Genomic DNA, 21,556 nt, shown 5'->3' with positions numbered 1-21,556 from the left:
TTCAACATCTCCCGGAACCTTTAACTTTTTTTACTTTACATTGGATCGTGTTCACTTCTGAGTGATATGCTAAGTTTCCGGGGTCTTTTTCGAGTAGTTTTTCGTAAATTCCGAGTGCTTTTTTGTATCTGTTTTTCGCGTCTTCAATTCTCCCCATATCCGAAAGCAAGTTTCCTAAATTGTTGAGTGTCCCTCCTACGTAAGATTGGTATGCTACATTTTCGGGGTCTTTTTCGAGTAGTTTTTCGTAAATTTCGAGTGCTTTTTTGTATCTGTTTTTCGCGTCTTCAATTCTCCCCATATCCGAAAGCAATGTCCCTAAATTGTTTAGCATAGTTCCTACGTATGATTGGTATGCTACATTTTCGGGGTCTTTTTCGAGTAGTTTTTCGTAAATTTCGAGTGCTTTTTTGTATCTGTTTTTCGCGTCTTCAATTCTCCCCATATCCGAAAGCAAGTTTCCTAAATTGTTGAGTGTCCCTCCTACGTAAGATTGGTATGCTATATTTTCGGGGTCTTTTTCGAGTAGTTTTTCGTAAATTTCGAGTGCTTTTTTGTATCTGTTTTTCGCGTCTTCAATTCTCCCCATATCCGAAAGCAAGTTTCCTAAATTGTTTAGCATCGTTCCTACTTCTGATTGGTATGCTATATTTTCGGGGTCTTTTTCGAGTAGTTTTTCGTAAATTTCGAGTGCTTTTTCGTACCTGTTTTTCGCGTCTTCAATTCTCCCCATATCCGAAAGCAATGTCCCTAAATTGTTTAGTGTCCCTCCTACTTCTGATTGGTATGCTATATTTTCGGGGTCTTTTTCGAGTAGTTTTTCGTAAATTTCGAGTGCTTTTTCGTACCTGTTTTTCGCATCTTCAATTCTCCCCATATCCGAAAGCAATGTCCCTAAATTGTTTAGTGTCCCTCCTATGTCTGATTGGTATGCTATATTTTCGGGGTCTTTTTCGAGTAGTTTTTCGTAAATTTCGAGTGCTTTTTCGTACCTGTTTTTCGCATCTTCAATTCTCCCCATATCCGAAAGCAATGTCCCTAAATTGTTTAGCGTCATTGCTACGTCTGATTGGTATGCTACATTTTCGGGGTCGTTTTCGAGTAGTTTTTCTCTCATTTCGAGTGCTTTTTCGTACCTGTTTTTTGCGTCTTCAATTCTCCCCATATTTTTAAGCAAGTTTCCTAAATTGTTTAACGCCATTGCTACGTAAGATTGGTATGCTACATTTTCGGGATCATTTTCGAGTAGTTTTTCGTAAATTTCGAGTGCTTTTTCGTACCTGTTTTTCGCATCTTCAATTTTCCCCAAATCCGAAAGCAATGTCCCTAAATTGTTTAGCGTCATTGCTACGTCTGATTGGTATGCTACATTTTCGGGGTCTTTTTCGAGTAGTTTTTCTCTCATTTCGAGTGCTTTTTCGTACTTGTTTTTCGCGTCTTCGATGCGCCCCATATTTTTAAGCAAGTTTCCTAAATTGTTTAGCGTCATTGCTACGTATGATTGGTATGCTACATTTTCGGGGTCTTTTTCGAGTAGTTTTTCTCTCATTTCGAGTGCTTTTTCGTACCTGTTTTTCGCGTCTTCGATGCGCCCCATATTTTTAAGCAAGTTTCCTAAATTGTTTAGTGTCCCTCCTACGTATGATTGGTATGCTACATTTTCGGGGTCTTTTTCGAGTAGTTTTTCTCTCATTTCGAGTGCTTTTTCGTACCTGTTTTTCGCGTCTTCAATTCTCCCCATATCCGAAAGCAAGTTTCCTAGATTGTTTAGCGTCGTTCCGGTATAGTTTTGTAAAAAATCGTCTTGAGGAGAAGATTGCAGAAGTTTTAGAGTGATGCCAAGTCCGGTTTCATAGGCTTTTTTTGCTTGAGGGAATCTTCCTGTGTTATGGTAAAAGTTGCCGGTAGTTCCGAGGTTGTTGAGGTTCATCTGAAAACTTTGCTGGAAGAATTCATTTTCGGGGTCTTTCAAAAGTATGTCCGCAAAAAAGTTTGAAGCGAATCCGCAGATCCTTAGGACTTCATCGAGAGCGCCCAGAGTAAGCATAAGCTGCCCTCTCAGGTTCACGGTATGGATGAGAATGTCGTTTGCTTTCGCTTGCTTTGCAGCTTCTTCAGCTTTTTCAAGTTCTTCTAAAGCTTCTTTGTTTTGTCTTTTTTGCATCAAGGATATAGTCTTATTGAAGTGATCTATAGCTGAATCTCTCAAACTCCCGGACATGTTAAAAGAATGAATTCAGGGAAGCTTAAATTTTGCGTTTTTTACACATCTATTGTCACAAAAAATTAGAGAATAAGAAATTATTCGCCCTTTTTTCTTTGAATACAGGGAAAGTCTTCTGAAGGCGCGTGGAGATATTCGCGAAAATTAGCCTGCTCAGGCTGTGAGGAGGAAAATTTCAAATCGCTTCGAGTTTTTCCTGCGTGATTCTGATTTCTTCCCTCAGCTTTTCATTCCCCGGTTCTTTTTCACTCCGTTTTTTCAGGATCTCAAGCGCCTTTTCGAAGTTTTCTTTTGCCTCTGCCTCTTGCCCTTTTTCGGAATAGAGGTTTCCGAGGTTGTTGAGGGTCATTGCTGTGTCTGAGAGGTATTCCGGTTTTTCCGGGGAATTTTTGAGGAGGAGGGAATAGGTTTTGAGGGCTTCTTCGTATTTTTCTTTTGCTTCTTCGGGCTCACCCATTGTGAAAAGCAGTTCTCCGAGGTTGTTGAGGGTGTTTCCGGCGTACATCCGGTAGAATTCGTTTTCGGGATAGGAATTGAGGAGGTTCTGGCAGATTTCGATGCCTATTTCGTAGGCCTGTTTTGAGGAAGGGAAGTTGCCCATTCTCTGGAAGGCGTTGCCGAGGTTTCCGAGGTTGTTGAGGTTCAGGTGGAGGGTGTCGGTGTAGAGTTTGTTTTCCGGGTCTTCGGAGAGGAGTTTTTCGCTCATAATTAAGGAAAAGGCGTAGGTTTCGAGGGCTTCTTCAAGCATGTCCAGGGACTGGAGCAGCTGTCCTCTTACTTTTAAGATGTGGAACAGAATGGGGCCGTCTTCTGCTTTCTGGGCGGAGCTTTCGGCCTTCCGGAGGGATTCGAGGGCTTCAGCGTTTTCTCCTTTTTGCATCAGATCCAGGGTTTCATTAAAATATTTTACTGCTTCTTCTCTCAATTTCTGGGGTGTCTCGGACATATCTAAAAAAAACGCCTGTAATGTTTTATAGGTTCTGCTGCAGCATAGACCGGTAGTGTAGATTTTGTTACATGGTGGGTCATATTGGGCAGTATCTCGAACACAGGTTTTCCTGTAACACAGGTTTTGTTGTAATGAAAGCCGTATTATGGCATAGTTTAATATCATAGATCCTGTTGAGCGTATTATTGGGGCAAGGTTGGTTGCATAATGTTGGTAGCATAGCTGGTAGCATGGTATTGTAGTATAGTTGGTTGCAAGTGTTGGTTGCATAGTTGATAACATGGTATTGGTGGCATAGTCATATTATGAGAGCGTCGTATTGGCAACATAGTTAGTATTATCTGTTGTGCAATAGCCCTGTTTTTCCTCCATGTGCCTGCTTTTTCCCAACTCCTTTATATATTATTAAAAGCTTAATTATAGGTGTTCGAAGTTCTATACCTTTCTTTAATTCACGTTTTCTGGACATCTTGCTGCTTATCGACATTAGGAAAGGAAATGTACAGATAGGGGGGTCAGCATGGACAGGGAAGCAGAGAAAGAAAAAAGGGATAAAGGTTCAGACAGGGATGACGGTAAAGCTGCTGGAAAAAGCAAGTATGAAAAATTGTATGTGATACTTGTAGCTATCTTCGTTGTAGCTGTCTTTTTCTACACTCTTTATATAGGGCAGCTTCTCTGGGGCGTAGTTATAGATCTCCTCATCCTGAGGCTTTACTACTACATGCAGCAGGAGAGGCGTTATTTCAGAGAATGCGATCTGAACGAAGACGAAGCCGGGATTCCGCACGACCCCGGGATGAAGCGGAGGGTCAGGCTGGCAAATGTCTTCCTCGCTTTATTTGTGCTTGTTCTTGGCGTTTATTCATATCTTACTTTTCAGTTTGTCTGGGGGCTTGTGGTAGGACTGATGGTTCTGCTCTATGTCCATATGCTGCTGTTTTCCGGGAAAAACCTGTAAGAAAACCTGTAATTCCACTCTCAAAGTCCTTCCAGCCTCTCTTTTGTCAGGGTGATAGCCTCTTTGATTTTCTCGTTATCAGACTGCTGGGAGAGTAGATTTTCCTGCATTTCCAGGGCTCTTTCCAGGGCCTTTTTTGCGGTTTCGGTTTCTTCTGGGTCTTGTTGCTTGAGGCAGCTTCCTAACTGACTGAGCACGACTGAGAGTTCGGCTTGATAACCCAGATTTTCAGGCTTTTCCTCAAAGAGTTTTTCGTAGATTTTTACGGCTTCTTTCAGGATTTCACAGGCTGAATCCGGGGAGTCGGCTTCCAGGAGGAGGGATCCGTAGTTATTCAGGTTTTCTCCGGCGTATGAGCGGTAAACGGCATTTTCGGGGTCCTTTGTGATGAGGTCCGAATATATTTTACGGGCAGAGGAATAGGATTCGACAGCCCTGTCAATTTCACCTTTTTTCCGGAGGAGATTTCCCGTATTGCTCAGGGTTGTGCCCATGTAATGCTGGTAATCGGTATTTTCCGAGTCTGTTTCCAGGAGTTCGGAACCTACTTTGAGGGCTCTTTCATAGGTCTCAAGGGCTCGGTCATACTCTTTTGCCGAGTAAAGGATCCCTCCGCGGGTAAAGAGAATATAGTAAAGGGCATCCGTGGATTTCGCCTGTCTTGCAGATTTCTCGGCTTTATCCAGGGTGTCGAGGGCTTTATCCAGTTTGCCTTTCTTGATCTGGGTCACAGCACTGTGGATCTGCTTCAGGAGGAGAAGATTTTTTACCTTGCTTCTGGCCATATGAGAAAAATCCCCTTTGTTTTTTTAAATAGCTGTCGATATCGATTTACAGGTACGGGCCGATTTCCTCTACACAAATTTCTGCAAAGATGATATTTAATTATATATAGTAGATGCGGCATAGGTATGTAAAAAATATCCAAAAACCTCTTACAGGTTAATTTTGTAATTGATTTTCTGATCAAGTTTTCTACTCTAATGTCCAGCCAGCAAATAATTATAACAAAAGGTTTCTATATACTGTATATATAGCGGTAGGTTAATTTTATATACCGTTAGTTTATATAATTAGCCAAAGTATGGATGGGGTTACAGTAACTTCAGGAGTCTGTTATTGTAGCAGCCGTTTTTGTCCATTATTCTACCATTAAGTTTATTGTTTTTTTCAAAAGCGTCAAGTATATAATCTCGATCAGATAACGTCTATCAAATAACGTTCGAATATGTGAGCTAACCATGGTGTATAATAGTAATCAGAACATAGACGGGTCTTCAGAGAATATGGACAGGCAAGCCAATGAAGTAGTGGAGGAGTCTGTCCCGAAGTTAGACACGTCTGCGGCCGACCAGACACAGGATGAGCCTACTCATCAGACACAGGATGAGCCTACTCATCAGACACAGGATGAGCCTACTCATGAGTCTACTCAGGTCATGGCCGAGTCTGAGTTAAGTGAAGAAATAGATGAAGATATAGACATCGGCTTCCGGTTTGAGGACACTTCGAACATCGAGGTCCCAAAACTCCTTATTGACCAGGTGCTGGGGCAGGAACATGCCGTGGAAGTCGTAAGGAAAGCCGCCGGCCAGAGACGGCACATCATGATGATAGGGACACCAGGCACAGGAAAGTCCCTGCTTGCAAAGGCAATGGCAGAACTTCTTCCTAAAGAAGAGCTCAAGGATATCCTTGTATATCCTAACCTGGAGGACCTTAACAATCCCAAGATAAGGGAGGTTCCCGCCGGGAAGGGCCGAGAAATTGTCATGGCTCACAAGATGGAGGCAAGAAAGAAAGCCCAGGCCCGGAACATGCTTATGATGCTCTTTGTTGTGGGTATCATCATCTATTCTTACTTCGTCGCCCAGCTGCTCTGGGGTATCATTGCAGGCATTATGATTCTTATGTTAACCCGCCAGTTCCTACCAAAAGAGGAAATGATGATTCCGAAGTTGGCGGTTTCAAATTATGACAAGGAGCACGCCCCGTACATCGATGCAACCGGAGCCCATGCAGGCGCTCTGCTTGGAGATGTCAGGCACGACCCCTTCCAGTCCGGAGGGCTTGAGACTCCTGCCCACGACAGGGTAGAAGCAGGGGATATCCACAAAGCCCACAAGGGTGTGCTTTTCATTGATGAAATCAATACCCTGAGACTTGAGTCACAGCAGAGTCTCCTAACTGCGCTTCAGGAAAAAGAATACCCGATTACCGGGCAATCCGAGAGAAGCTCGGGAGCTCTTGTCAAGACCGAGCCTGTGCCATGTGACTTTATCATGGTCTCTGCAGGGAACCTGGATGCCGTACAGAAAATGCACCCTGCGCTCCGGTCGAGGATAAAAGGTTACGGGTACGAAGTCTACATGCGAGATTCCATGGCAGACTCTCCCGAAAACCGGAAGAAACTGGCCCGCTTCGTTGCCCAGGAAGTCGTCAGGGACGGGCATATCCCTCACTTTGACGAGGGAGCTGTAGGAGAAGTGATCCGGGAAGCCAGAAGGCGTGCAGGCAGGAAAGGCCACCTTACCCTGAAGCTCCGTGACCTTGGCGGGCTTGTGCGTGTGGCAGGAGACATTGCTCACTCCGAAGGAGCTCCGATCACAACTGCCGAGCATGTGCTTGCAGCAAAGAGGATCGCAAGATCCATCGAACAGCAGCTTGCAGACAGCTACCTCGAACAGCGCAAGGAATACGAGTCCTTCCTGAGGAAAGGTTCGGCTGTGGGCAGAGTCAACGGACTTGCAGTCATGGGTGGAGATTCGGGAATCGTACTCCCCATTGTCTCCGAAGTTACACCTGCACTCTCAGGAGCCGAAGGCCGGATCATTGCAACCGGGAAACTCAAGGCCATTGCAAAGGAAGCCGTGCAGAACGTATCCGCGGTGATAAAGAACATGACCGGGACCGATATTTCCCGTCACGATGTCCACATACAGTTCGTGGGGACGTATGAAGGTGTGGAAGGGGACAGTGCCTCGGTTTCCATAGCAACTGCCGTAATCTCTGCTATTGAAAGGATCCCTGTGGACCAGACTGTTGCAATGACGGGTTCGCTTTCCGTCAGGGGAGATGTCCTGCCTGTTGGCGGAGTCACCTACAAGATCGAAGCTGCAGCTCAGGCCGGCTTGAAGAAAGTCATTATACCAAAAGCCAACGAGGCAGACGTTCTTGTTGAAAAGGCATACAGGGAGAAGATCCAGATCATTCCTGTTTCCTCAATTGCGGAAGTAATGGAACACAGCCTTATGGGCCCGAAAAAGAATACAATTATCGAAAAACTCAAAAATATTACAAAACTAAGTTTCGATATTCCGGAAGTTACACCCGCTTCCGTACAGGCTATGAACCTTTTCGGGTGCAGGAACTGAGCATGAATAGTATTATGCAGGACATTAAATTTTATGACTGCAGGGTGATAGAGGGCAGTTCCACTTCTATCATTCTGGATAACGGAAAGATTGAAGAAATATCCAGAAACTTCACAAAGGGGGCCGGAGTAAGGGCCCTCTGCGGGGGTTCTTGGGGTTATACGGCTGTTGAAGGGGATATAGACCTCAAACGCGGGGTCGATGCTGCCTCAAAACTTGCTTTTTCTATGAATGCGAGCACCCCTAAAGAAGAAGTTGAACTTGCAGCCATAAATCCCCCCGGAGTAAAAGACCTTCCTGAAATCAGGATCGATCCGAGAGACGTTGCAATTGAAGAAAAAGTAAACCTTTTGAAGAGTATTGAGGGACATGCAAAGATCGCAGGCGTTCACAGTACCAAGGTAATGTATCTCGAGTCCGAATTCAAAGTTCAGTACCGGAGTTCGGAAGGGCTGGAATGTGAATATGAACTTTTGAATGTCGGTTTTGCAGTCTCTGCGGTTGCCTCGGAAAACGGCGTCTACCAGGCAGGCAGGGAAAGTCGTTTCGGATACGGTTATGAGCTTTTTGAGAAAGAAAATGTCCTCGAGCTTGCCGGAAAAGCAGGAAAGACCGCAATCGAACTCCTGAAGGCGAAGACCCCCAAAGGCGGAGAAATGCCTGTGGTGCTTGACCAGGAACTGGCAGGAGTTTTTGCCCATGAAGCCGTAGGACATGCTTCGGAAGCAGACCTGGTGCTTGAAGGGGACTCTATTCTTGAAAACCGGATAGGAGAACAGATTGCATCTACACTTGTTACGATTATTGATGACCCTACTCTGCATGAGTTCGGGTATTATCCTTTTGATGCCGAAGGTTCCGAATCGAAAAGAACCGAGATCATCAGGGACGGAATTTTTAACTCCTACCTTCATTCCCGCGAAACTGCAGCCAAACTCGGAGGCACTCCCGGAAACTGCAGGGCTCAGGGCTATTCCATGCCTGTTGTCAGGATGAGCAATACTTTCATCGATAACGGGGATTCCAGATTTGAAGAGATGCTGGAAGAAGTCAGGGACGGCATGTACCTTGTAGGTTCAAGGGGCGGGCAGGTAAACACCGGAGAAGGTATCTTCCAGTTCAATGCCGAAAAAGGGTACCTTATCAGGAACGGAGAGCTTACCGAGCTCGTAAGGGACGTCTCTCTCTCAGGCAAGACCCTTGAAATCCTCAACCATGTAACCCTTGTGGGCAATGACCTGAAAATGACTGCCGGAAGATGCGGAAAAGCCGGGCAGCTTGTCCCCGTATCGGATGGTTCTCCTCATATTGCAATCTCAAAAGCCCTTGTAGGAGGTGCATGAATTGTACGAGCTTGCAAAAAAAGCCCTGAAACTGGCAGAAGAAGCAGGGGCTGAAGAAGCTGAAATCTATTATTTTGCAAACCACTCCACAGGTGTCAATTTCAAAAAAGATTCCCTTGAGAACGCTAAAGACCGTTTCTCGGAAGGGTTGGGAATCCGTGCAATTGTAAACGGCGCGGTGGGTTTTTCCAGCACTAACTCTGCACAAGATCTCGAAAATGCCGTAAAGGTTGCGGTTGCAGAAGCCCGGGTCCGGGAAAACGACCCTGATTGGGTATCCCTTCCTTCAAACGGCAAATACCCTGAGGTTTCGGGTATCTTTGACAAAAAGGTCGAAGCTCTTGAACTTGAAGAATGTATTGGCTATGCCGTAGAACTCGTTGACGGGACAAAAGAGATGCCCGGTACTCTCCCGACTTCCGGAGGCTTTACACGTTCAAGGAGCAGGCGTTTAATCCTGAACACAAACGGAATAGAAATTGAAGAGAAATCAACGACAGTATCCGGTTTTGTCGATGTGATTACCGTAAACGGGGACACCTCAACAGCCTATGACTTCGCCGTTTCTCGCTCCCTTGATATTGACTTTTTTGCTCTCGGGAAAAATGCTTCCGACCTTGCCCTGAAGTCCAGGGGAGGAATAAAAATAGAGCCGCAGAAAACCGATGTTATCTTTCACCCATTTGCTTTCTCGGACATTCTCGATGATGCCCTTGCCCCCTCGCTTGATTCGGACAATGTGCAGAAAGGGAGGTCAGGCCTGATCGATAAGCTCGGGGAAGAGGTGTCTGTCCCGGAACTGTGTATTTACGATGACGGGCTGGTTGAAGCGGGTATAGAGACCGCGGCTTCGGATGATGAAGGCGTTCCTTCGCAGCACACCACGGTCCTTAAAAACGGTGTGCTTGAAACCTACCTCTATGACAGCTATACCGCAGGAAAAGCCGGTGTAAAGAGCACAGGCAACGGCTCAAGGTCCTCCTATACAAGCCCTCCCTCAGTAGGGCTCAGGAACTTCGTTATCGACTACCCTCAGGAAGACATTATTGCAAATACTGCTTCCGGAGTTTTCGTAACCACGATCATCGGGGCTCATACTGCAAACTCAATCTCCGGGGACTTTTCAGTGGAAGCCCGAAACGCCTTCACAATCAAAGACGGAGCCCTGGACAAACCCATAAAATCTCTCATGATTTCGGGCAACGCTTTCGAACTCCTGAAAAACATTACAGGTGCAGGCTTTGACGTCAGAAAAGTCGGAGGCATAATAACGCCTTCAATCCGGGTTTCCGGTATGAGTGTAATAGGATAAAATAAGACTGTACCCTGAATCAACTGCAATCTGGCTTTTTGGCTTCAAAGGCAAGGCTCAGATGCCAGGAACTCGACCTCGAGGTACACTCCTGAGGTCAAATCTCTTTTTTGAAAAATATAAATAGTAAACCTCTGGTTTGGATATCTGTTTTTTGTCTATTGACTTTGCTTTATTCCTCCGGGACTTCACCTCTGACCACGAGTACAGGTATTTTTGAATGCCTCACAACATTTTCAGCTACACTCCCGAGCAGGAACCTGTCAATTCCGGTTTTCCCCAGAGTCCCAACCACGATCATTTCCATGTCGTTCTGTTCCGCAAATTCTATTATTTTGTCTGCGGGATGGCCTTCAAGCAGTACGGGTTCCACTTCCACTCCGGCGGCTTTAGCAGCTTCTTTCACAGAAAGTGTAGCTGTCTCTCCTTCCTTTCTGAAATGGTCTATTGCAGCCTGTTCCCAGCCAAAACCCCTGACGGGAGGGGTCATCTGAACCATAACATATACAGCGTAAAGTTTAGCTTTGCTAAGCCTGGAAATTTCAATCGCTGTATCAACAGCTTTTTTGACGAGGACCGAACCATCGGTTGCAACCATTATTTTTTTATAAGTTCCTTCTCTCATACCTTACCCCCTCTCTTTTTTTATTCCCTGTAAGTTATTTTCCTCTCATTCCGGGATCAGCTCTGTTTTCTGAAGCCTATCCTGCATAATCTCCATATAAGTGCAAATCTGCCTGTAAGTGACACCTGCTGTAAGTGAACACTTTCATGTAAGTAACACCTGCTTTACACTATGTTCTGCCAATTATTATATGCTGTTTTCCATATATTTCTAAGCAATTTATACTATCTTCCGGCACCGGAACTGAGATAAAAACCGATTTAAATATCTTTGGCAGATATTTTTACCCTTTTTGTTCCTATTTCTGGCTTTTTATTCTTTAAGCGAAATACCCTACCTGCATTTTATGTGCTAACTATCCTATTAACCTGCCATTTCAGGACAAAAACTCTCCAAACTCAGTGTTTTTCTTCTTTTTCTTGCACAAAAGGGTGTTGTCCTTTTTATGTGCCAAAAAGTTTATATATGGTTTACTCCTCAGAAGAGTTTGGTGAACGGGTAAAGCTCAAAATCAAATATTTTTGATTATAATCAAATCCAACATATTTTAACCTCCTCTAAAAATCCCCGTTCACTAATTTGCTCATTATATTTTTTGGAAGTTTATTCAAGTAAAATTTAGTTCCATTTTGTCTATTTGACTTTCCTTTGAAATTTTCTTCCTCTATTTTTTTGAACACTAACCTCTGAAAAAGGTTTTTTCAGGAAATACTTCCCCGTTGTAGGGAATATTTACTGGGTGGAAAAATTTTTGTTGTTTTTGTTGTTCTTTTGGATAACTTGTATTGGATAACTTGTATTATTTGATACTTATATTCTGTACACTCGGTATATTCTCGATCTGTTCTTTTCGGACTGAAGGTAAAAAAGGTCAAAAATTGCAAACAAAAAGCCTGTCAGTAAAAATCAAAAAGCCTGTCAGCAGGAATCTAAAAGGCATGCCGGTAGAAGTTTGAAAGCATTCGGGTTTCAAATTTATAAAAGAGCCCATCCCAAAACCCAGTTTTAATCTCGATTATCAGAACGTTATTCAGGATTGCTTTCGTAATCAGAAGCCCGATTAGTCGCTTAAACTAAGAGATCCAAATAAGCAAATTTTGAGTTTTGGGATTGACTTAAAAATGATTACCCTTTAAAATGCCACTTTTCTTGAGAACCTGTAATAAGACTTCAGGAAGCCATGCCAAGCAATACTAACAAAGCTATGAGCCTTACAAATATGCTTATTGCCGTAGAATACGCAACAATCTGTACCCCAAGGCGTGTCCCGAAAATAGCTACTTTTCTCGGGAGCTGGCTGCGGACGGCAAAGATGGGGAGCATGAACATGCTACCGAGCATAAGCACGATCATTGCCTGCACATTTGTAATCTCTCCCGAATGGATCATGGGCCCGAGAAGTGAAATCCCTAGTATGGGGCTTGCAACGTAACTTGTCAGGGGGACAATTGTTTCCGGGGGAATTTTAAAAAGTTCGGCAAGGGGAAGTACACTGAATATTTCGAATGCCCCCTGCTCCTGAAGGAAAAAGATGATAGTGGTTGCTATAAGATAAACTCCTGCAATCTTCAGAAAGACCCTGAACTCTTTTTTAAGCGCCCGTTTTAAAGCGGTCTTCAGAGACACCTTTTCCGTGCTCCTAGTCTCGGGGGCTTTGCAGGAGTCTCCTTTAAGAAAAATCTTGCTTGCAACCGCAATTACCAGGATCTTGAACACTGCAGTGACCACAAATACAAGAGAGTAAAATCCCCCGACAACGAGCCCGAGCGCAGGCAGCACTATAGGGATCTGGTAGGTGAAGAGTTCACGAAAATAGGCAGGGGTTGCGTTCATCATTGAACAGAGCACGACCTCCCTGTCGTCAAGGCAGTTTTCCTTTTTTGCCTGAAAAAGCATGCTGTTTGCAGCAACAGCAGACCCGATTGCCACAACGAAGGCTGAAGCACAGGTTTCTGGCAGGTTCGTATAGGCAAAAATAGGGCTCACAAGTTTTGAGATTTTCTGCATAAGGCCGAGTTCCACAAGCACGCTGGTACCTACAAGCCCCACAAAAATCATTACAAGTATCGGGAGAGCAAAATCCAGTACACTGAGGAAAAGTTCTATCATTGGAGCTTATTTGGGGCGGGCAGGTAAATCAATCTATCCCGAAAAAGTTCGGGACTCCTGCCCTGAAAACTCCATGTTTTTAAGGTTAATGGTTTAACATTTAGAGTTTATAAGTAGCGTTTTACCGTAGTTTGTACCTGTTGTTTTACCTTTGCTTGTATCTGGCCTTTTACCTTTGTCTGTATTGGGTCTTTTCCCTTTATTTCTACAACCCTGGCCATGAATTTACATCCGGTACTGCGGTATTATTCGGCTTCAGTCTCTCTTACGACGAGTACGGCTTTTCTGGAATGTCTCACCACGTTCTGAGCCACACTCCCCAGTAAAAACCTCTGGACTCCTGTCCTGCCGTGTGTTCCCATCACGATCAGGTCTATATCATTTTTTTCTGCAAACTCGACAATTTCATGCGCCGGGTTTCCTTCAAGGATTACGGGTTCGACCTCAACACTTGCTGCTTTTCCTCCGGTCTCGACATAAGCTGTTGCTTCCTTTCCTTCGGTAGTGAGGTGCTCTTTCATTGCCTTATCCCATCCCACATCTCTCGGGTGAGTCAGGGAAAGCCCTCCGGATGCGATCACGTATACAGCATAGAGCTTTGCCCCGCCCAGTCTTGCGATCTCAATCGCCGTATCAACCGCTTTTTTGACGGGTTCCGAACCATCGGTTGCAATCATTATCTTCCTGTAGATATTGCTGTTCATGCCTTACTCCCCTTTTTTCTTTCAAGTTCTTTATGTTAATAGGGCAATAATCCTTTATATAGTATCAGTCCGGAAGAGTCCAAAAGGACTAATTAATGTTTCGCTGCGCTCAAGAGGACTAATTTATGGGTTAGAGTGGTGATCTTATTCTCTCAAGTGGAGTTATTCATGGGTATGGCAGTGAGCTACGCTCAGGAGGACCGAATGCCAAGAAAGCTACCGCTGAAGGAAGTGTTTCTGTTTACCTGTAAATTGAAAAACGGGTTTCAGGGTTCAGGATAAATATTTTCCTGAACCGAGAGGCAGATCTTCAGTATTTTGTCTCCAGTAATTGCCTGTTTGCGGGCTATTTTTTCTAACATGGCAGGGTTGGTTCCAGCCCTGTGCGATACCGGGAAGAAACCAAAAAAAAGATCTCGACAGCTCTGGGTAATATCAACAATTAGCTGTGGAATGAGCGCCCAAGCTATTTAACCTCAAAATTACAACATGACAGGTCCAGTTCTCTTTTTGCAGAATTAAAATGTGATGTAAACAAATCCCCTTTACCTGCAGCAGGGTCTGCAAGTGCATTTTTGATTCGGTTTGCAGGTTTCAGAAGATTCTCATCGCATTTGTTCTTTAACGCCCTTCTACTTCCGCAAACACAAGGGCATGGGTGGGACAGGCTTCCACACAGGCGGGGAGTTCTCTACCCTCACAGAGATCGCATTTAATCGCGGTTCCTTTTTCAGTCCGCCTGTCGATTATTTTGTGAGTGCAGAGCATGGAAGAGTTCCAGCATCCTGTAGCAAGAATTAACTGGTACAGAGACGAAAAACGGGTGCAGACGGTCGAACATGTCCAGCAGTCCACGCAGCGTTCAAGGTTGCGGATTACCATGCCCGTATCTGTGTCCTGAGTAAGGGCTTTTGTGGGGCAAACCGAAACACAGGGTGCGTCTTTGCAGTGGCGGCAGGTGACCGGCATGGAGGCTCCAAGAGCTGGAAGGAACTCAACAGAGATGCGTTTTCTTGGGGTGGGGTCTTCTCCTACTGCCGAAAAGAGGTTTTTGTTCCTTGAATGTGCAACAGCACAGGCAACTTCGCAGGAATGGCAGCTCATGCAGCGTTCGGGCCGGATTATCACGTCTTTCATATGAACCGCCTCTTTATTTCAAGCCCAGAGCTTTTCTTTTTCCTTCAATATGCTCAAGCATAAGGTCTGCAGCTTTGAAGGGGTCAGGCTCAACGGCAAAGCTTGCTCCGATAACGCCGTCTAGGCCTTTCGTCAACAGAGCCGTAACTGCCTGGCTTCCAAGGACTGGCGGGATCGTGCCGAGCACGGTAAACACTCCGGAGGAAACAACGTAAGCACCTATACTCACGGCTTTTTCGCTCATCCATTCAGGGGCGGCACCGGCAGCAGGAAGGTCGCTTATGTCCACCCCCAGGCTGTTTGCAACTGCCGAAGCGAGCACCAGGATGCGGCTTATGTCAACACAGGAACCCATATGCAGGACCGGGGGGATGCCAAGGGCTTCGCAGACACCTTTAAGTCCGTCTCCTGCCAGAGCAGCAGCTTCAGGCACAAGGAGCCCGGCTTCGGCGCAGGCAATTGCATTACATCCTGTGGTCACTACCAGGACATTATTTTTAATCAGCTCCTTTACAAGGTTCACATGCCCGTAATTGTGCTGGATCTTTACGTTATTGCACCCCACTACTGCCCCGATTCCTTTAATTGCGCCTCCTGCAATTGCTTCAATTAGAGGAGCAGGACTTCCGCCAAGAGCTTTGAGGATCGCTTCCGCACTGAATCCAACCATACATTCCTGCTTTTCTTCCGGAATGCTTACCTTTTTGAGGTTCCGGTTCGGGAAATTTTCTACGGCTGCCTTCACGATCTCTTTTGCGGTCGCATAAGCTTCCTCTTCATGGAACTCCATTCTCGCGGTTCCGGGAAAATCGGCTTTTGGTGATGTGGATATGAATTTTGTATGGTAGCAGCCGGTAAGGTTTCCAAGAGACGGCATGATACACTGGACGTCAACGACCATAGCTTCCACAGCTCCTGTAATTACTGCAAGTTCCTGCTGGAGGAAGGTACCTGCTATAGGGGTTCCGTGACGCATCAGGGTTTCATTTCCGGTACAGCAAATCCCAGCAACATTGATACCCGTTGCCCCCTTCTCCTCTGCAAGTTCAAGAAGTTCAGGGTCTTCTGCAGCTTCCACAATCATTTCCGAGAGGATTGGTTCGTGTCCGTGGACTATTACGTTTACCTTATCATGGGAGAGCACTCCAAGGTTTACAGTGCTCTTTTTTGGTTCTGGGGTTCCAAAAAGAACATCCTGTATCTCAGTTGCGATCATGGAACCTCCCCAGCCGTCCGATAGACTGGTCCTTAACCCGTGCAGGAGAATATGGGTTGCGTCATTGTCCACACCAATATGCGTCCTGTGCATACATTCTACAATTTCCCGGTCGATTCCTCTGGGCTCAATCCCGAGTTCAGACCAGAGCTTGAGCCTTGATTCCGGAGCCCGTTTTGTACATAAAATTGGCCCCTCCTGTTTTCCGAATTCCGAAAGTAGAGCGCTGGCAAGTTCGACTGCAACTTCTTCCCGGCTCTTTTCCTCAGCGGAAATTCCGTATTCCGAAGCAAGGGAGTATAGTTTTGCTTCATCTTTTATCCTGTAGCTTCCGGCTTTTCCCTCGCTCATTTTCTTAAAAGTTAATACTGCGTCTCTTGCATGGTCGGAATGGGCTGCTGCCCCTGCGGCAATCATTCTCAGGAGGTTTCTTGCAACTATGATGTCTGCAGTAGCACCGCATATTCCCTTCTCGGTTCCTTCTCCGAAAGGGTCTATCCTGCAGGGGCCCATGTTACAGTTCCGGCAGCAGATTCCGAGTTGCCCGAAGCTGCACTGGGGCAGTTGTTGTTCATACCGGTCCCAGGCAGTTTCTATACCTTCATCTTCTGCTTTCTGGAGCATTATCTGGCTGGCAGAGTCAATGCTTTTCTCAAATGCTGTCTGCTTCATTTCTTTTCCCACACTTTTACAATGTTTTATATTTCCTTCCCGGAATTCAGTTTCCGCTTCCTGAATCAGGGGGTTTTCTGAAACTTGTGATCATGAAATATATTGAGCTAATTTTATCCGGTTGCCGAAGTTCAACTTGTTCAGTTAGGAAAAAAATTATTCAGGATTATCAAATGTTATATATTTTATAAACCTTTTTAAAAAAAAGCAATTTGTTAATACCTATTTTAATTTGTTATCTCACTTGAAGCGTTAAAAACTCAAATCATAAGTAGTTCGTAAAATAATAGTTATCTGTAAGTACGCCATAGATCACATTAAAATAGGAAGATGAATTGAAGAAGATTAACTGAGTAGAAGAAAGATTAACTGAATATATTAAATACCCGGAATAACGTAGATAAAAAGATACAGATGAGAAAAGTCCGGTGAAATGAATAAATAAGCCAGTACCTGGAATCTTCAGGACTAATTAATGCCAGGAGGCAGGGGCCTCAGAACGCCGAATCTCAAGGATAGGAAAGAAGAGGCTTTCAAAAGGATACGAGATCTGCAAAAAGTATAAGTAAACCAACCCTGGCGAATATAGAAGAATTACTAGTAAATATCAGTATCAGATTTTTATCTCAGGATGAAGGACTAAGAAGCAGGAAATGGAATAATAAGAAACGAGACTTATATTAAGGAGCCCTGAAATTCCCTGCAAAAAGTATCATTCTGTCTCCCCTATCGCAAAAGTGGCTTTGATGGTGAATTTTTGTGAAAAAAGATCTTATGGATATTCTGGCCTGCCCTGTATGTAAGGGCAACCTGATCTTGAACGTTGTTGAAGAAAATGAAGAAGAGGTCATATCCGGAACCCTCTACTGCCCAGTCTGTAAAGAGCATTATCCTATAGATGAGGGGATTCCGAATTTGCTTCCTCCGGACCTCAGAAACTGATGTGAGGGTTTAACTTGGAGCAGATATTCCAGAACGTTGTCATTAACCGGCAGGAAATAAACTCTATAGAGTTTGAAAAAGAAAGCATTGAGATCCCTCTCTATCCCGGTGAAGAGAAAACTTTCGAAATCCTGATTACAAATCACGGATCTCCAACCCATATTCACCTTTCCGTTAGTGAAGAACTGAAAGGCCAGATCACTTTTTTGCGGGACAACCCCTATGTGCTCCAGAAGGAATACGTATCCGCAGTTGCAAGAATCCCGCAGGAAGGCAGGATACTTACAAATGGTCAGATCTTCATCACTGCAGGGTACGGTTCAAAAAAGAAAGGTTTTCCTGTCCAGCTCGGGAAGGTCGAGGCAAAGCCGCAGGAGTCCTCAAAGGATGAGCCTGAGAAATGGGAAGAAGATACTGAAGAATTTATATCCTCAAGGCCTTCAGTGTCAGAGCCTGTAAAGAAAACCTCACGTTCAAGGACAGGAGGCGGTTCTGGCGGGATCCTGGGGGGCTTTAAAGGAGGATTTTCCTCTCCGGGAAAAAGGACCCGAAGAGGTATGGGACAGAACGAAAGGTTTCCCCTTGTCCTGGCTTTCGGAGGTTTTTTGCTGCTCGTGTGCTTATTCTTCCTGTACTTCATTCTGCCAGCCGGGCTCCAGTTCAGTGTCAGTTTTCCTCAGGCCCTTTTATTCTCAATCCTGTTTGTGACCTGTACTACTTACATCCTGCTAAAAATCATGGAAGAAGGTTGAGTGACGTCGAAAGACCGGATTTGTATTTTATTTTGCAGTCCGGATGAAATATATTCGGTCGGAATCAGATTTTCTGAAAAGTATAATTTCCAGTTGGCAGGATTTTTCGGATAAGCTCGTTTATCTGAATTTCCTTCCTACTTAATTTTTTTCCTGCTTAATTTTTTTCCTGCTTACTTTTTTTCCTGCTTACTTTTTTTCCTGCTTAATTTTTTTCCTGCTTACTTTTTTTCCTGCTTAATTTTTTTCCTGCTTAATTTTTTTCCTGCTTAATTTTTTTCCTGCTTAATTTTTTTCCTGCTTAATTTTTTCCTGCTTAATTTCTTAATTAAATTTTCCATGTTTGAGTTTTCCGGTTCTTTTTTTAGCTTTTTCCAAGGTGTCGTTGTAAGCAGGCTCCGGTTTCCGTTTACTATTTGAGGTTGTTCTTTTAGGGAATTAGAGAGTATTTTTTATATCATGAAGATATTGGTATTGTGTTCGTACACAAGCATTGAAGTAAATCATTTGATATATTATCTGATTGTTTTTTAGTCTGAAATTCACAGGAATCTTTTGGTCTAAAACCCTTTATTAGAAAAATTATCGAGGAAGCTTACCCATGAAATATATCGTAGTTACCGGTGGGGTGATGAGCGGGCTTGGGAAAGGCATCACCATCGCGTCCATCGGCAGAAACCTGAAAAATAAAGGTTACAAAGTTACGGCTATCAAGATCGACCCTTACATCAATATTGATGCCGGCACCATGAGCCCCTACCAGCACGGGGAAGTTTTTGTGCTCAGGGACGGGGGTGAAGTTGACCTGGACCTCGGAAACTACGAGAGGTTCCTTGACACGGAACTTACCCGAGACCACAACCTTACCACAGGCAAGATCTACCAGGAAGTGATCGCCAAGGAGAGAAGAGGAGACTACCTCGGAAAGACCGTCCAGATCATCCCCCATATCACAAACGAGATTAAGAGCAGAATAAGAAAGGTTGCAGCCAGGAGTGGGGCTGATGTCTGTCTTGTTGAAATCGGAGGGACTGTCGGAGACATAGAAAGCATGCCTTTCCTCGAAGCTGTCCGTCAGATGCACAGGGAAGAACCTTCCGAAAATATTGTCTTTATTCATGTTACCCTTGTTATGGAAGACCTCCAGGGCGAACAGAAAACCAAGCCTTCTCAGCACTCAGTAAAAGAACTCCGAGCACTTGGTCTGAGCCCTGAAGTGATAGTTACGAGGTCAAAGACCCCTCTTCAGGAAAGCGCCAAGGAAAAAATCGCCTTATTCTGTGATGTGCCTCAGGAACTGGTTATCAGCGCTCATGATGCCGCTGATATTTATGAAGTGCCTCTTGAGATTGAAGAGCAGGGCCTGACCACAAGGCTCATGAAGCACCTGAAGCTGGAGTCCAGTGTAGAGGACAATGGATGGAGGGAAATGGTTTCAAGGATGAAGTCCACAACCGAAGAGGTCAAGCTGGCAATCGTAGGCAAATACACAAACCTTGAAGACTCTTACCTCAGTATCCTTGAAGCTGTCAAGCACGGCGGAATTGATAATGGTTGTAAGGTTGAAGTCAACATGGTTGAGGCTGAAACCCTGGAAGAAGACCCTGCAGAGATTGAGAAGCTCAGACAGTTTGACGGCATCCTGATTCCCGGAGGTTTTGGGGGACGCGGGACTGAAGGCAAGATGCTTGCAATCAAATTTGCCAGGGAAAATGATGTCCCATTCCTCGGGATCTGCCTTGGCATGCAGCTTGCTGTGATAGAATTTGCCCGAAATGTTGTAAATCTTGAAAACGCAAACAGTACGGAGTTTGATGAAGACACTCCCTACCCGGTCATTGACATCCTCCCGGAGCAGACCGGAGTTGCGGATATGGGCGGCACCATGCGTCTTGGGGACTATGACGCTATCCTAAAAGACGGTTCCCTTGCAACAAAACTCTACGGCACCAATTACATTGTCGAGCGCCATCGCCACAGGTATGAGGTCAACCCTGAGTTCGTGGATAGACTTGAGTCCTTTGGCATAGTCTTTTCCGGCAAAAACAAAAACAGGATGGAAATTGCCGAAATTCCTGACAAACGTTTCTTCTTTGCCTCTCAGTTCCACCCCGAGTTCAGGTCAAGACCGGGCAGACCATCTCCCCCGTTCAAGGGCCTCGTCAGGGCAATGTGCAAATATAATAAGGAAAAGGAAGGCCAGTAATCCTGAAGGAAGGACAATAAACCCTACCAGAGTGATTGGAGAGAATTTGCTCTCTCTATAATCTTTTTTTTGCTTTTTTCAATTATTAACCTGGATTTCTTAACTTAGATTCTCTAACCTAGCTTCTCTTACTGAAATTCCTAACTGAGATCTCTTAACTGAAATTCCTGAAAAACCGGTTTTTAGGCTCTTTATATCCTTCATACGGGGAGCGGAGGATTTCTCTTGCGGGAAAATACTAAATAGTTTTAAAAATGAAAGTAAGGGATTAATGTGATATCTGTTGAGGTACTGTATTGAATTGGTATCTGTATGGATATTCTTGACTTCATTAATTCTATGAAGGTATGCAACATGGCAATGTCTAAAAAAGATTTGGAGAAGAAAAAAAGCGCTAAGAGAGAAAAGATGCAGGAACTGGAAAAACTGGCTTCTGCGGGCAGCAAGGACGCAAAGAAGAAGCTTGCAAAGGAAAGAAAGAAAAAATAACCTTTGATATCTTTCTCTTTTTGTTTTACATTCGTGAGAGGGTCCGGGGCTTATAAAACCCGGTCCCGGACATTTCTTATCAGTCCCTGCGCAATTTTGAGGACTTTTAATTCCGGCTTTTTAGCTTACTGAAGTTTTAAAAATTGTCACATCTTGACTTATGTTTTCTCTTTTCAGACTTTCAAAGCTCAATTATTAAGTATTTTGTACACTTATGAAAGCAACTTAAATAAAAATATAATAATATCAGAGATGCAGAAATCATACGAATAGGTTGCATTTTCAATCTTTCTGATGGCTTGATATACGGTAACCAGAATTCAAATGTTTATAATAAGTCATTAAAGTGCTACATTCACATATAAAACTATTTTTTTCAATTTTACTTTCTTTTTGCTTATTTAGGGCTTTTTTAGACCTTATTCTCCGATTTTATCTTCTATATTTTTTCATTTAAAACAGAATTTTTTCCGGCTCTACTTTTAAAATCTCCTGCCTCTTTGTAAATTAATATGTTTATTTTTGTTCATATCTATTATTT

At 44.3% G+C, this 21,556-nt stretch carries 16 protein-coding genes; 8 read left to right on the top strand and 8 right to left on the bottom strand.

What is annotated here, in order from left to right; translation table 11 throughout:
* Position 1: 1 nt before the first annotated feature.
* Together MA_RS24755 and MA_RS17175 are read right to left on the bottom strand one after the other, a co-directional pair.
* Positions 2–2,164, bottom strand: a complete 2,163-nt coding sequence (locus MA_RS24755) for a tetratricopeptide repeat protein (protein ID WP_162013089.1) — start codon at positions 2,162–2,164, stop codon at positions 2–4.
* A 235-nt stretch (positions 2,165–2,399) separates the two neighbouring features.
* On the bottom strand, positions 2,400–3,170 hold the full coding sequence (locus tag MA_RS17175) for a DUF2225 domain-containing protein (RefSeq protein ID WP_048065662.1): 771 nt from the start codon (positions 3,168–3,170) through the stop codon (positions 2,400–2,402).
* A 523-nt stretch (positions 3,171–3,693) separates the two neighbouring features.
* On the opposite strand from MA_RS17175, the gene MA_RS17170 reads away from it, so the two are divergent.
* Entirely contained in the window at positions 3,694–4,134 is a 441-nt protein-coding gene (locus MA_RS17170; RefSeq protein WP_011023224.1) for a hypothetical protein, read from the top strand.
* 20 nt (positions 4,135–4,154) lie between these two features.
* Here the strand turns inward: MA_RS17170 and MA_RS17165 are convergent, their stop codons facing one another.
* A complete protein-coding gene (locus MA_RS17165) occupies positions 4,155–4,919 on the bottom strand; it encodes a tetratricopeptide repeat protein (protein WP_011023223.1) in 765 nt (254 codons plus the stop codon).
* Positions 4,920–5,375: 456 nt separating this feature from the next.
* On the opposite strand from MA_RS17165, the gene lonB reads away from it, so the two are divergent.
* The 3 genes from lonB to MA_RS17150 are packed head-to-tail and all read left to right on the top strand — an operon-like array spanning position 5,376 to position 10,163.
* Complete coding sequence (lonB, locus tag MA_RS17160; RefSeq protein WP_011023222.1) at positions 5,376–7,508, top strand: ATP-dependent protease LonB; 2,133 nt, start codon at positions 5,376–5,378, stop codon at positions 7,506–7,508.
* A gap of 2 nt (positions 7,509–7,510) precedes the next feature.
* Positions 7,511–8,851 (top strand): TldD/PmbA family protein, encoded by a 1,341-nt coding sequence (locus MA_RS17155; protein WP_226990640.1) that lies wholly within the window; start codon positions 7,511–7,513, stop codon positions 8,849–8,851.
* 1 nt (position 8,852) lies between these two features.
* Positions 8,853–10,163, top strand: coding sequence for a TldD/PmbA family protein (locus tag MA_RS17150; RefSeq protein WP_048065661.1), 1,311 nt, complete (start codon positions 8,853–8,855; stop codon positions 10,161–10,163).
* 172 nt (positions 10,164–10,335) lie between these two features.
* Here the strand turns inward: MA_RS17150 and MA_RS17145 are convergent, their stop codons facing one another.
* The 5 genes from MA_RS17145 to cooS form a co-directional block, all read right to left on the bottom strand.
* Positions 10,336–10,788, bottom strand: coding sequence for a universal stress protein (locus tag MA_RS17145; RefSeq protein ID WP_011023219.1), 453 nt, complete (start codon positions 10,786–10,788; stop codon positions 10,336–10,338).
* Positions 10,789–11,958: 1,170 nt separating this feature from the next.
* Positions 11,959–12,897 (bottom strand): nucleoside recognition domain-containing protein, encoded by a 939-nt coding sequence (locus tag MA_RS17140; protein ID WP_011023218.1) that lies wholly within the window; start codon positions 12,895–12,897, stop codon positions 11,959–11,961.
* A 245-nt stretch (positions 12,898–13,142) separates the two neighbouring features.
* Positions 13,143–13,601: a universal stress protein gene (locus MA_RS17135; RefSeq protein ID WP_011023217.1), complete on the bottom strand. Its 459-nt coding sequence runs from the start codon at positions 13,599–13,601 to the stop codon at positions 13,143–13,145.
* A 621-nt stretch (positions 13,602–14,222) separates the two neighbouring features.
* Positions 14,223–14,738 (bottom strand): 4Fe-4S dicluster domain-containing protein, encoded by a 516-nt coding sequence (locus MA_RS17130; protein ID WP_011023216.1) that lies wholly within the window; start codon positions 14,736–14,738, stop codon positions 14,223–14,225.
* Positions 14,739–14,751: 13 nt separating this feature from the next.
* Entirely contained in the window at positions 14,752–16,626 is a 1,875-nt protein-coding gene (gene cooS / locus MA_RS17125; protein WP_048066467.1) for an anaerobic carbon-monoxide dehydrogenase catalytic subunit, read from the bottom strand.
* Between the two features lie 759 nt (positions 16,627–17,385).
* Here cooS and MA_RS17120 point away from each other — a divergent pair.
* From MA_RS17120 to MA_RS27360, 4 genes are all read left to right on the top strand, one after another.
* Entirely contained in the window at positions 17,386–17,568 is a 183-nt protein-coding gene (locus MA_RS17120; RefSeq protein WP_011023214.1) for a methytransferase partner Trm112, read from the top strand.
* 14 nt (positions 17,569–17,582) lie between these two features.
* On the top strand, positions 17,583–18,320 hold the full coding sequence (locus MA_RS17115) for a DUF7524 family protein (protein ID WP_011023213.1): 738 nt from the start codon (positions 17,583–17,585) through the stop codon (positions 18,318–18,320).
* 601 nt (positions 18,321–18,921) lie between these two features.
* Positions 18,922–20,526, top strand: a complete 1,605-nt coding sequence (pyrG, locus tag MA_RS17110) for a glutamine hydrolyzing CTP synthase (protein ID WP_011023212.1) — start codon at positions 18,922–18,924, stop codon at positions 20,524–20,526.
* 312 nt (positions 20,527–20,838) lie between these two features.
* Positions 20,839–21,015: a hypothetical protein gene (locus MA_RS27360; protein ID WP_157860295.1), complete on the top strand. Its 177-nt coding sequence runs from the start codon at positions 20,839–20,841 to the stop codon at positions 21,013–21,015.
* Positions 21,016–21,556: the final 541 nt, after the last annotated feature.

Origin of the sequence: Methanosarcina acetivorans C2A (assembly GCF_000007345.1) — an archaeon.
Classification (GTDB): domain Archaea; phylum Halobacteriota; class Methanosarcinia; order Methanosarcinales; family Methanosarcinaceae; genus Methanosarcina; species Methanosarcina acetivorans.
The sequence above is the reverse complement of the archived record's forward strand: the minus strand, read 5'-3'. Positions and strand labels throughout refer to the sequence as shown.

Coding starts and splice junctions, on each gene's coding strand:
- MA_RS17170 (WP_011023224.1), top strand. CDS start 3,694: ATGGACAGGGAAGCAGAGAAAGAAAAAAGGGATAAAGGTTCAGACAGG.
- MA_RS17165 (WP_011023223.1), bottom strand. CDS start 4,919: ATGGCCAGAAGCAAGGTAAAAAATCTTCTCCTCCTGAAGCAGATCCAC.
- MA_RS24755 (WP_162013089.1), bottom strand. CDS start 2,164: ATGCAAAAAAGACAAAACAAAGAAGCTTTAGAAGAACTTGAAAAAGCT.
- MA_RS17145 (WP_011023219.1), bottom strand. CDS start 10,788: ATGAGAGAAGGAACTTATAAAAAAATAATGGTTGCAACCGATGGTTCG.
- MA_RS17140 (WP_011023218.1), bottom strand. CDS start 12,897: ATGATAGAACTTTTCCTCAGTGTACTGGATTTTGCTCTCCCGATACTT.
- MA_RS17175 (WP_048065662.1), bottom strand. CDS start 3,170: ATGTCCGAGACACCCCAGAAATTGAGAGAAGAAGCAGTAAAATATTTT.
- lonB (WP_011023222.1), top strand. CDS start 5,376: ATGGTGTATAATAGTAATCAGAACATAGACGGGTCTTCAGAGAATATG.
- pyrG (WP_011023212.1), top strand. CDS start 18,922: ATGAAATATATCGTAGTTACCGGTGGGGTGATGAGCGGGCTTGGGAAA.
- MA_RS27360 (WP_157860295.1), top strand. CDS start 20,839: ATGGATATTCTTGACTTCATTAATTCTATGAAGGTATGCAACATGGCA.
- MA_RS17155 (WP_226990640.1), top strand. CDS start 7,511: ATGAATAGTATTATGCAGGACATTAAATTTTATGACTGCAGGGTGATA.
- MA_RS17130 (WP_011023216.1), bottom strand. CDS start 14,738: ATGAAAGACGTGATAATCCGGCCCGAACGCTGCATGAGCTGCCATTCC.
- cooS (WP_048066467.1), bottom strand. CDS start 16,626: ATGAAGCAGACAGCATTTGAGAAAAGCATTGACTCTGCCAGCCAGATA.
- MA_RS17135 (WP_011023217.1), bottom strand. CDS start 13,601: ATGAACAGCAATATCTACAGGAAGATAATGATTGCAACCGATGGTTCG.